At 58.0% G+C, this 10,666-nt stretch carries 8 protein-coding genes; 5 read left to right on the top strand and 3 right to left on the bottom strand.

The window, feature by feature from the left end; all coding sequences use genetic code 11:
* Positions 1–2: 2 nt before the first annotated feature.
* The 5 genes from KGA97_RS21125 (at position 3) to KGA97_RS21105 (ending at position 5,389) form a co-directional block, all read left to right on the top strand.
* Positions 3–449, top strand: coding sequence for an ureidoglycolate lyase (locus KGA97_RS21125; protein ID WP_223481439.1), 447 nt, complete (start codon positions 3–5; stop codon positions 447–449).
* Positions 450–499: 50 nt separating this feature from the next.
* A complete protein-coding gene (locus tag KGA97_RS21120; protein ID WP_192227310.1) occupies positions 500–1,792 on the top strand; it encodes a urate hydroxylase PuuD in 1,293 nt (430 codons plus the stop codon).
* Positions 1,793–1,930: 138 nt separating this feature from the next.
* The gene (locus tag KGA97_RS21115; protein WP_223481438.1) at positions 1,931–3,289 is read left to right on the top strand and encodes a nucleobase:cation symporter-2 family protein; all 1,359 of its coding nucleotides are present in this window, start codon (positions 1,931–1,933) and stop codon (positions 3,287–3,289) included.
* A gap of 153 nt (positions 3,290–3,442) precedes the next feature.
* The gene (locus KGA97_RS21110) at positions 3,443–4,228 is read left to right on the top strand and encodes an outer membrane protein OmpK (protein ID WP_223481437.1); all 786 of its coding nucleotides are present in this window, start codon (positions 3,443–3,445) and stop codon (positions 4,226–4,228) included.
* 375 nt (positions 4,229–4,603) lie between these two features.
* Positions 4,604–5,389 carry an outer membrane protein OmpK gene (locus KGA97_RS21105; RefSeq protein ID WP_223481436.1) on the top strand — a complete coding sequence of 262 codons (786 nt, stop codon included), beginning with the start codon at positions 4,604–4,606 and terminating at the stop codon, positions 5,387–5,389.
* A gap of 42 nt (positions 5,390–5,431) precedes the next feature.
* Here the strand turns inward: KGA97_RS21105 and KGA97_RS21100 are convergent, their stop codons facing one another.
* The 3 genes from KGA97_RS21100 to KGA97_RS21090 all read right to left on the bottom strand — a co-directional run bounded on the left by KGA97_RS21100 (position 5,432) and on the right by KGA97_RS21090 (position 10,606).
* A complete protein-coding gene (locus KGA97_RS21100; protein ID WP_223481435.1) occupies positions 5,432–8,272 on the bottom strand; it encodes an RHS repeat-associated core domain-containing protein in 2,841 nt (946 codons plus the stop codon).
* 73 nt (positions 8,273–8,345) lie between these two features.
* Entirely contained in the window at positions 8,346–9,515 is a 1,170-nt protein-coding gene (locus tag KGA97_RS21095; RefSeq protein ID WP_223449357.1) for a patatin-like phospholipase family protein, read from the bottom strand.
* Between the two features lie 158 nt (positions 9,516–9,673).
* Positions 9,674–10,606 (bottom strand): lipid A biosynthesis lauroyl acyltransferase, encoded by a 933-nt coding sequence (locus KGA97_RS21090; RefSeq protein WP_008031451.1) that lies wholly within the window; start codon positions 10,604–10,606, stop codon positions 9,674–9,676.
* Between the last annotated feature and the right edge of the window lie 60 nt (positions 10,607–10,666).

Below are 10,666 nucleotides of genomic sequence, written 5' to 3'. Positions count from 1 at the left end.
ACGTGATAGAAACCGACGGCAGCGATCACTTCATGATCAACAACGGTTCGACCATGCGCTTTCATAAACTGGCGACGGTGGAAACCGCCACGCCAGAAGACAAGGCGATCATCAGCATTTTCCGCGCTGACGCGCAGGACATGCCGCTGACCGTCAGCATGCTGGAGCGTCACCCGCTGGGCAGCCAGGCTTTCATTCCGCTGCTCGGCAACCCCTTTCTGATCGTGGTCGCGCCACTTGGCGATGAACCTGTATCAGGCTTGGTCCGCGCCTTCGTCACCAACGGCAGGCAGGGCATTAATTACCATCGCGGCGTCTGGCACCACCCGGTGCTGACGATCGAAAAGCGGGATGACTTCCTGGTGGTTGATCGCAGTGGCACAGGCAATAACTGCGATGAGCATTTTTTCAAAGAGGATGAGCGTTTGATCCTCGCCCCCCACCAATAAGAGAAGGTCTGATCACTCGACAACAGAGTGACAGGCGAGAGGTAAAGACTGTGGAAGCACATCTGTTGGAATGGCTGAACCTGAGCGTGCGCTGGGTTCACATGATTACTGGCGTGGCCTGGATCGGTGCGTCGTTCTATTTCGTCTGGCTGGAAAACAACCTCAATCGGGTCAACCCGAAAAGTGGTCTGGCCGGCGATTTGTGGGCGATCCACGGCGGCGGTATCTATCACCTGGAAAAATACAAACTGGCTCCACCGACCATGCCGGACAACCTGCACTGGTTCAAATGGGAAGCCTACTTCACCTGGATGTCGGGGATCGCGCTGCTGTGCGTGGTGTTCTACTCCAACCCGACGCTGTACCTGCTGGCACCGGGCAGCAGCCTGACCGGCCCTGAAGGTGTTGCCCTGGGCATCGCTTCTTTGTTCGTTGGCTGGTTCGTCTACTCCTTCCTCTGCGACTCGGCCCTGGGCAAACGCCCTGCCCTGCTCGGCTTCATCCTGTTCGTGCTGATCATCGGCGCGGCCTACGGCTTCAGCAAAGTGTTCAGCGGTCGTGGTGCGTACCTGCACGTCGGCGCGATCATCGGCACCATCATGGTCGGCAACGTGTTCCGCATCATCATGCCGGCGCAGCGCGCACTGGTAGCGGCGATTGCCGAGAACCGCACGCCCGATCCGGCACTGCCGGCCAAAGGCCTGCTGCGTTCGCGTCACAACAACTACTTCACCTTGCCGGTGCTGTTCATCATGATCAGCAACCACTTCCCGAGCACTTATGGCAGCCAGTACAACTGGCTGATCCTGGCCGGGATCGCGGTGCTGGCGGTGTTGGTGCGTCACTATTTCAACACCCGTCATGACAGCCACAAGTTTGCCTGGACCCTGCCCGTCGCAGCCGTGGGCATGATCTGCCTGGCTTACGTGACTGGCCCGGCGCAGATGCCAAGCGCACCTGAAGTGGCCAAGGCACCTGGCACCATCGAGTACCAGCCGCTGCCGGAAACCGCCCTCGGTGGTGGTGCCAAACCTGCTGCACCGAAACCGGCTGAAGCACCGGTCCAGGCGGCAAACGCCGGCCCGGGGTTCGACAAAGTGCACAGCGTGATCCAGGAACGTTGCGCGGTATGCCACTCGGCCAAGCCGACCAGCCCGTTGTTCAGCGCAGCACCGGCCGGCGTGATGTTCGATACCCCCGAGCAGATCCGCCAGAACGCGGCGCGCATCCAGGCTCAAGCCGTCACCAGCCAGATCATGCCACTGGGCAACATCACCCAGATGACCCAGCAGGAACGTGACCTGATCGGCGCGTGGATTGTTCAGGGAGCTCCGACCAATTAACCGTTAAAAGCATCGCGAGCAGGCTCGCTCCCACAGGGTTCACCAAAACCCTGTAGGAGCCGGCTTGCCGGCGATCGGCCGCAACGCGGTCACCCTGATGCACAAAATCACAAGAATAAAAAAGATCCGAGGTGTTGCATGTCCGAGCTATCCCAAGCGCGCATCCCCGACGCACCCGCCATTCAGCGTTTGCCCCTTTTGCAACTGATCCTGGTCGGTCTGCAACATGTTTTGCTGATGTACGGCGGAGCCATCGCGGTGCCGCTGATCATCGGACAGGCCGCTGGCCTGAGTCGTGAAGAAATCGCCTTCCTGATCAACGCCGACCTGCTGGTGGCCGGCATCGCCACCATCGTCCAGTCGCTGGGCATCGGCCCGATGGGCATTCGCATGCCAGTGATGATGGGCGCCAGCTTCGCCGCCGTCGGCAGCATGGTCGCCATGGCCGGCATGCCCGGTATCGGCCTGCAAGGGATCTTCGGCGCGACCATCGCCGCCGGGTTCTTCGGCATGCTCATCGCACCGTTCATGTCCAAAGTCGTTCGGTTCTTCCCACCGCTGGTGACCGGTACGGTCATCACCTCGATCGGTTTGTCGTTGTTCCCCGTCGCCGTCAATTGGGCGGGCGGTGGTGCCGGCGCCGCTCAATTCGGTTCACCGATTTACCTGGCCATCGCCGCGCTGGTGCTGGCAACCATTCTGTTGGTCCATCGTTTCATGCGCGGTTTCTGGGTCAACATTTCCGTGCTGATCGGCATGTGCCTCGGTTACGTGATCTGCGGGTTGATCGGCATGGTCGACCTCAGCGGCATGGCCCAGGCGCCTTGGCTGCAATTCGTCACCCCGCTGCATTTCGGCATGCCGAAGTTTGAACTCGCACCGATTCTTTCGATGTGCCTGGTCGTGGTGATCATCTTCGTCGAGTCCACCGGGATGTTCCTCGCGCTGGGCAAAATCACCGGCCAGGAGGTCTGCCCACGGATGCTGCGTCGCGGATTGCTGTGCGATGCTGGCGCGTCGTTCTTCGCCGGTTTCTTCAACACCTTCACCCATTCATCCTTTGCGCAGAACATCGGCCTCGTGCAGATGACCGGCGTGCGCTGCCGTTCGGTGACCATCGTTGCCGGCGGGTTGCTGGTGGTGTTGAGCCTGCTGCCGAAAGCCGCGTTCCTGGTCGCCTCGATTCCACCCGCCGTGCTCGGCGGTGCGGCGATTGCGATGTTCGGCATGGTCGCCGCCACCGGGATCAAGATTCTCCAGGAAGCCGACATCGGTGACCGTCGCAACCAATTGCTGGTGGCGGTGAGCATCGGCATGGGCCTGATTCCGGTGGTACGTCCGGAGTTCTTCGCCCACCTGCCGTTGTGGATGAGCCCGATCACCCACAGCGGCATCGCCATGGCGACGTTAAGTGCCTTGGCGCTGAACCTGCTGTTCAACATCCTCGGCGGCAAGGAACGCGCCGCGATCAACGACTGCCACGCCCACTCGCACTAAGAGAGAACGCAAACCCTGTAGGAGCCGGCTTGCTGGCGAAGCGGTGGGTCAGACGACATCAATGTTGGATGTTCTGACCCCATCGCCAGCAAGCCGGCTCCTACAGGGGTGGGACACCTGCGCCTTGAAAATAAAAACAAGAGGGAGCAACAGATGATTCGGACACAGACAAACCTGCTGTTAGGCAGCGGTCTTCTGGCTGCCAGCCAAGCCATGGCCGGCGATTTACTGCTGTGGCAGACCAACAGCCTGAGCTATCTGTACGGCAAGGATTTCGCGATCAACCCGTCGACTCAGCAGACGATCACCTTCGAACACGCCGACCGCTGGAAGTACGGCGACAACTTCCTGTTCGTCGACAGCACCTACTACAACGGCGAGAAAGACCGGAACAAAGGCGTTCACGCCTATTACGGCGAATTCAGCCCGCGCCTCTCCTTCGGCAAAATCCTCGACCGCCGCTTCGAATTCGGCCCGATCAAGGACGTGTTGCTGGCCATGACCTACGAGAATGGCGAAGACGACACCGAAGCCTACCTGATCGGCCCCGGCTTCGACCTTGCAGTACCGGGCTTCAACTTTTTCACCTTGAATTTCTACTATCGCCAGACCGAAGGCTCGCGCCCCGGCGATGATGTCTGGCAGATCACACCGGCCTGGTCCTACACCGTCCCGCTGGGCAATTCGAACCTGTTGATCGACGGCTACCTCGACTGGGTCGTGGACAACGACCAGAACTCGCGCGGCACCTATCACGCCAACCTGCATTTCAACCCGCAGATCAAATACGACCTGGGCAAGGCCTTGGGCTGGCGGGAGAAACAGGTGTATGTCGGCGTCGAGTACAGCTACTGGAAAGACAAGTACGGCGTGGAAAACAACGCCCGCCTCGACACCAATGAAAACACCACCAGCCTGCTGGTGAAGGTGCACTTTTAAGATGACCCGCAACAATGCCCCAAACCTGTCGTCGGTGCGCTGTTGCGGGGCACTTGAGACCCGGCCCTGGAGTCAGTATTCTCCGCGGCCGCCTGAATCCGCTTTAAAAAAAAGCCCGGATTTAATTCCTGACCAGAAAGCCAACTTATCCCGGCCCTGGACGGTATCAAGGCATTCCAACCCCCCTCTCAATCGACGGCTCTTGAGCCGCCGAACGGGAGTTTTTTTGCTTTTCGAAAGCCTTGGCGCAGCTCTTGCTAACAGCACTGAAGCTGACCGATTGGATGATTTTTTACCGCTACGGAAAAAGGCGCCACACCAGAGCGCCGACCTTAAAAAAACAACGTGAAACACCTACTTTTTGGGAGCAACCGAATGAAACGTACGTGCACTAGCCTGATGCTGGCGGGATCCTTGCTGGCCGGGGGCCAGGCCATGGCCGGCGACTTGCTGCAATGGCAGAACAACAGCCTGACCTACCTGTATGGCAAGGACTTCCAGGTCAACCCACGCATTCAGCAGACCGTGACCTTCGAACACGCCGATGGCTGGAAATATGGGGATAACTTCTTCTTCGTCGACAAGATCTTCTACAACGGCGAAAAGGATTTCAACGTCGGCCCGAACACCTATTACGGTGAGTTCAGCCCGCGTATTTCCCTGGGCAAAGTCCTCGACCAGAAAATCGGATTCGGCCCGGTCAAAGACGTGTTGCTGGCCATGACGTACGAGTTTGGTGAAGGCGATACCGAGTCCTACCTGATCGGCCCGGGTTTCGACCTGGCAATCCCTGGTTTCGATTACTTCCAGCTGAACTTCTACCAGCGCCACACCGAAGGCAGCCGTGCGGGCGACAACGTCTGGCAGATCACCCCGGTTTGGTCCTACACCATCCCGGTCGGCGATTCGAACATCTTGATCGATGGTTTCATGGACTGGGTAGTCGACAACGACTCCAACTCCAAAGGCGACTACCACGCCAACCTGCACTTCAACCCGCAGGTTAAATATGACCTGGGTAAAGCGCTGAATTTTGGCGAGAAGCAGTTGTATGTGGGTGTGGAGTATGACTATTGGTCGGACAAGTACGGGATTAAGGATAGCCAGTACTTCAAGACTGATCAGAGTACTACGAGCTTTTTGGTGAAATTCCACTTCTGATAAAAATCACCCATCCCGCCTGTGTCGGCGGGATGGGTAGTATTAAGCCACCGAAGCTCTACGTCCTGGCGTCACATCTGCCCAGGCTCCACCACCCGTTGTTCCAGGGCGGTATCCTGAAAAAATCATCTCAGGAAGACTACGCTCAACCGGACTCTCCAACTGCGAAGGTGAGGTATGAAAAAAACGGAAAGGTATAGATAATTCATCGGGGTTCAACTCCGGCCCAATTTCCGGACCACGAACATATTCCAACAGCATTACTGGACCGGACATATGCATCGTCAACTTAAGCCGACTAAATGCCCCTACTTCCTCCGAAGCACTTCTCTTTTGTTGCCAGCCAAAATTATCGAAACCATAACGATTAGCAGAACTATCCGAATATTCAAAAACCACTTTATCCAGCAGCGCCTCGCCTATTTCAGAACCAGGCTGCGCTGCAATGACGGCATTCGTCGTATATTCACCTTCAAACAAGGCCAGAAAACCCCGAGACGCACTCAGTACACCAAGAGGTCCCCCGACAGCTACATCGCCGTCCATATAGACTCCTCCCTCAACATATGTCGCAGCCAGCCTGACAATATCACTTGCTGCCGCATAATTATTGTAGGGTCCATTTACCTCTCGATAATATATTGATTCTATTTCTCTGGACTGCGAATAAATCGGCGCAAGCTGATCAAATAGTTCTTGAGGATCTCTTATCAACAACTGGTCACCTTCACGGAACGCCATTTCCCTGCTGACTGGATCCAGACTTTCCCTCATAGCATTTAAAACATCAAATACGCGTGACGACTGAGATGTCCAAAGGCTCACCTCATACTCCGGGTTTAAGTTTTTAAAAACCAGCATGTTTCGAACAAACCCCTCTGAAATCTCACCGCCCTCCCAATAGTAATGCGCGTTACTTGGCACCACATTTGTTCCGAACGAATCGATTAAATTCAGGGGATTATTCAACAACATTTTAAATAGATTGAGCCCATCAACAAACCCTGCCGGATCCGGGTTCACCCACCGCTGCAACCACGGTGCGTAATACCGATAGCCGTAACAATAAAGCCCGGTTGCATCCCGTTCTTTACCCGAATAACGAATCGTTTTGTACCTGGCTTCGATCTCGCTGACACCCGCCCACAACGCCGTGCCACCAAACGCGTAATAAACCTCCCGACTCAGAATTCTGCCCCGCTCATCCAACTCCAGGGTGCTGGAATTCAGATGATTGCTCAGGCAAAAACGCAGTTGATCGTTACGAACATCACGAGGCAATCCTGCGACCCAGTGCAAGGCGCGGACCTGACCGCGCCCGGCCTCGACACTGAACACATGCCGCTCTTCTCCAGTGGCCTTGTCACGATGGATTTCCAAGCCCGGCAAGTAGCGCGTTTCAGAACGCAGTGTGCGATGCGCTGCCTGAGTCAGTCGGACTTTTCGCAAGCGATGCCCAGGACTGTCGTAGCAGTAACATTCAGTATCGTCAGGGCCGTCGTCGCGCTTCACCATCGTTACGCTGCTGAGCTGGTTCCATACATCCCAACTCATCCGCTGGCCGCGTAACAGCTCCAGCTGATTGCCGTTGGCATCGAAGCCGTCGACCAAGTTACCTTTATCCGCAACGCTGCGATTACTGTCCGTAGCCGTAAACATCTCAAAAGTTTCTGCACCGCTGTGATGGCGGGTTTGCAGGTTACCGGCGGCGTCGTAATTGAAAGTCTGGGTGTAATTGCGCAACTGGTTGGGGTCCAGCGGCGTGGTTTGCCAGGTTGGCAAAGCCGGGCCGTAACTGGGTTGGCTGACTTCGCTGCCAATGGCTTGGATCAGTTGGTAAAGACTGTCGTACCCATAGCGACAGACCGGATCGATCCGCTGATTATTGAAATAACGCCTCAGTTGAGCCAGGTCTTCGATGAAGGTGATATTGCCGACGGGATCGTAACCGTAGCTAAAATCCTGAAGCGGCTTGCCATCGACATCGCAGGACTGCAATTGCAGGAGGCGCCCGTCTTCACCTGCATACAGGGCAATGGTGGTGACGCCATTGCCAGCCCGTTCGCTGATGTTCCTGCCGAAAGCGTCATAGCGGATTTCACTGACCAGCAAACACGGCTCTCCTGAAGAACCGGCCAGCTTCAATCGGGTTTCACGTAGCTGACCGGCCCGGTCGTAAGCGAACGATCTGACGTTATCCATGGCGTCAGTCTGACAATGCATTTCTCCTACAGGGCCGTACTGCCACGTCGTCTCGAACACCTCGTCTTCCAGTTCCGCCTCGGCGAATTCAGATGACCAGTCCGGCAGCTCCAGATCGCGCAGGAAACGCGTTTGCTCCGCCAGCAGCGATCCACCCACACCATATTCACAGAGGTTGCGCCTGCCGGCCGGATGGTCATGGCGGATCGGTTGACCACACTGGTTATGGGCCGCCCGCTCATCACTGGCATCGCCATACGTAAAGCGCTCGGAAACACGCGGCAACTCGTACGCCATTTGCTCCGTAACGGCTGTCGGGCGCTGGAGCTCATCAAATTCGCTGTGACGCTGACCACCGCGACCGTCCCAGAACGAGCAGGTCGCATCCGCCTGATTGATCAAGCTCAGCTGCCAACCGGCATCCACGCTCTTCACCAGCAGAGGCCGGCCTTGCAAATCAAAGGTGTTTTCAAGATTGGGTTTCGGCGCCGTTCCCCACAGGCGTGGGTCCCAGGACGCAAAAAGCCGTCCGGCAGGATCGAAGTGGTTACGGGTGATGCGGGTATCTATTGATGGGTTCAGCGGACGACAACAATAAGCGACATTTCGCACAACCAACCCACGCGAATCCACCACCGACAGACTCGGTGTGTGAGCATCAATCCATTGCGCGGCTGCCATGTTCGAACCCTCTGCCTGAGGGTTTTAATCTGATCGAATAAATACTTCAACGTCTACTGTCACAATTGACAGTTCAAGCGGGTTCCGGCACCGAAAGCCCAAGAAACCGACACAGCTCTTCGCGTTTGGCCAACGCATCACGCCGCCCCAGATCAATCAACTCGCTGCAGTACCCCGCCTCGAACAGCAGATAACTCAACACACCCGCCCCGCTGGTCTTGGTCGCACCCGGCCCGCGCAAAAACAGACGCAGCGCTGCCGGCAGTTCCTGGCGATGTCGTGCAGCGATCTCATCAATCGGCTGGCTCGGCGAAATCACCAGCACCTCCACCGGCGCTACGCCGAGCGTGCGGGTCGGCGTGCCGGCGGGCATCAGATGGCTGAACTGATTCAAGCGCTGCAGCAGTTCGATGTCACTTTCCAGGCTGTCAATGAACGTACTGTTGAGCATGTGCCCACCGATCTGCGCGAGCGTCGGCTGCTGCCCGGTGTAGGCACGTTGCAGCGGTCGCTCCGGATCAACCCCGCGCGGGTTGCCGCTGACACCCACCACCAGCACGCGGCTGGCCCCCAGGTGCAGGGCAGGGCTGATCGGTGCCGATTGGCGCACCGCGCCGTCACCGAAATATTCCTCGCCGATTTTTACCGGTGCGAACAGTAGCGGGATGGCGGAGCTGGCGAGCAGGTGCTCGACGGTCAACTGCGCAGGAACGCCGATGCGTCGATGGCGTAACCAGGCGTCGATGGTGCCGCCGCCCTGATAGAAGGTGACCGCCTGACCTGATTCGTAACCGAACGCGGTGACCGCCACGGCCTTCAACTGCTTCTGTGCGATGGCTTCGGCGATGCCCGTCATGTGCAATTTGTCGTTGAGCAACCGGCGCAGCGGCGAGCTGTTGAGCAGGGCCACCGGCACCTGAGCGCCGATGCCGAGCAGACTGTGGCTGACAAACCGGCTGGCCTGACGGATCACGCCCGGCCAGTCGCTGCGCAAAACCAGATGGCTACGGAACCCTTGCCAGAAAGCAGTCAGGCGTTCGATGGCATTGCGAAAGTCCATCGCCCCACTGGCGAGGCTGACCGCATTGATCGCCCCGGCCGAGGTGCCGACGATCACCGGGAACGGATTGTTTGCCCCCACCGGCAGCAATTCGGCAATCGCTGCCAGCACGCCGACCTGATAGGCCGCCCGAGCCCCGCCGCCGGAAAGAATCAACCCTGTAACCGGTTCGCCTGGACTCATGCACAACTCTCCATGGTGCTCGTTGGAATTTTCCATTTCCCTGTAGGAGCGAGACCGGTTTGCCGGCAATGGTCGTCAACGATGACGTTGGCTGCCTGACACTCCGCGACGCTCTCGGGTTTTTCGCGAGCAGGCTCGCTCCTCCAGGGATTGGGGGTTCAACCGCGTTTTGCGTACAACTTGGGTTCGCCCGGCGGACGACTCTTGAAGCGGCGATGGGCCCAGAGGTATTGCTCCGGGCAGTCGCGCAAGACGCCTTCGATCCATTGGTTGATCCGCAGGCAATCGGCCTCTTCGGTCTCGCCGGGGAAACCTTCGAGCGGCGCATGGATCACCAAGCGATAACCGCTGCCGTCCGCCAGACGCTCTTGCGTGAACGGCACCACCAGCGCCTTGCCCAGCCGCGCAAACTTGCTGGTGGCAGTGACGGTCGCGGCCTGAATCCCGAACAACGGCACGAAGATGCTTTGCTTGGCGCCGTAGTCCTGATCCGGTGCGTACCAGATCGCCCGGCCGGCCCGCAGCAGTTTGAGCATGCCGCGCACGTCTTCACGCTCCACGGCCAGCGAGTCGAGGTTGTGTCGCTCACGGCCATTGCGCTGGATGTAATCGAACAGCGGGTTCTTGTGCTCGCGGTACATGCCGTCGATGGTGTGTTGCTGGCCGAGCAGCGCCGCGCCGATTTCCAGCGTGGTGAAATGCACGGCCATCAGAATCACGCCCTTGCCTTCGCGCTGGGCCTTTTTCAGGTGCTCCAGCCCTTCGACATGCGCCAACCTGGCCAGGCGCTCCCGCGACCACCACCAGCTCATGGCCATTTCAAAGAATGCGATGCCGGTGGAGGCAAAGTTTTCCTTGAGCAGGCGCTTGCGCTCGGCAGCGGATTTTTCCGGGAAGCACAGCTCCAGGTTGCGCTTGGCAATGCGCCGTCGGTCGCCCGCCGCGCGATACATCAATGCACCGAGGGCACGACCAATAAACAGCAGCGCCGGGTATGGCAACTGAACGATCAGCCACAACAGCCCCAAGCCGCACCACAGCGGCCAGAAACGCGGCATCAGAAATGTTTTTTGAAAACGCGGGCGATCCATTAAAGGTTCCGGAAAGACAATGGCCGCGCATTCTACATCGTTCGACCCGGCTTGCGGCTC

It is taken from the genome of Pseudomonas sp. BF-B-15, assembly GCF_019946675.1.
GTDB classification, from domain to species: Bacteria; Pseudomonadota; Gammaproteobacteria; order Pseudomonadales; family Pseudomonadaceae; genus Aquipseudomonas; species Aquipseudomonas migulae.
The sequence above is the reverse complement of the archived record's forward strand: the minus strand, read 5'-3'. Positions and strand labels throughout refer to the sequence as shown.

Coding starts and splice junctions, on each gene's coding strand:
- KGA97_RS21115 (WP_223481438.1), top strand. CDS start 1,931: ATGTCCGAGCTATCCCAAGCGCGCATCCCCGACGCACCCGCCATTCAG.
- KGA97_RS21110 (WP_223481437.1), top strand. CDS start 3,443: ATGATTCGGACACAGACAAACCTGCTGTTAGGCAGCGGTCTTCTGGCT.
- KGA97_RS21100 (WP_223481435.1), bottom strand. CDS start 8,272: ATGGCAGCCGCGCAATGGATTGATGCTCACACACCGAGTCTGTCGGTG.
- KGA97_RS21095 (WP_223449357.1), bottom strand. CDS start 9,515: ATGAGTCCAGGCGAACCGGTTACAGGGTTGATTCTTTCCGGCGGCGGG.
- KGA97_RS21105 (WP_223481436.1), top strand. CDS start 4,604: ATGAAACGTACGTGCACTAGCCTGATGCTGGCGGGATCCTTGCTGGCC.
- KGA97_RS21090 (WP_008031451.1), bottom strand. CDS start 10,606: ATGGATCGCCCGCGTTTTCAAAAAACATTTCTGATGCCGCGTTTCTGG.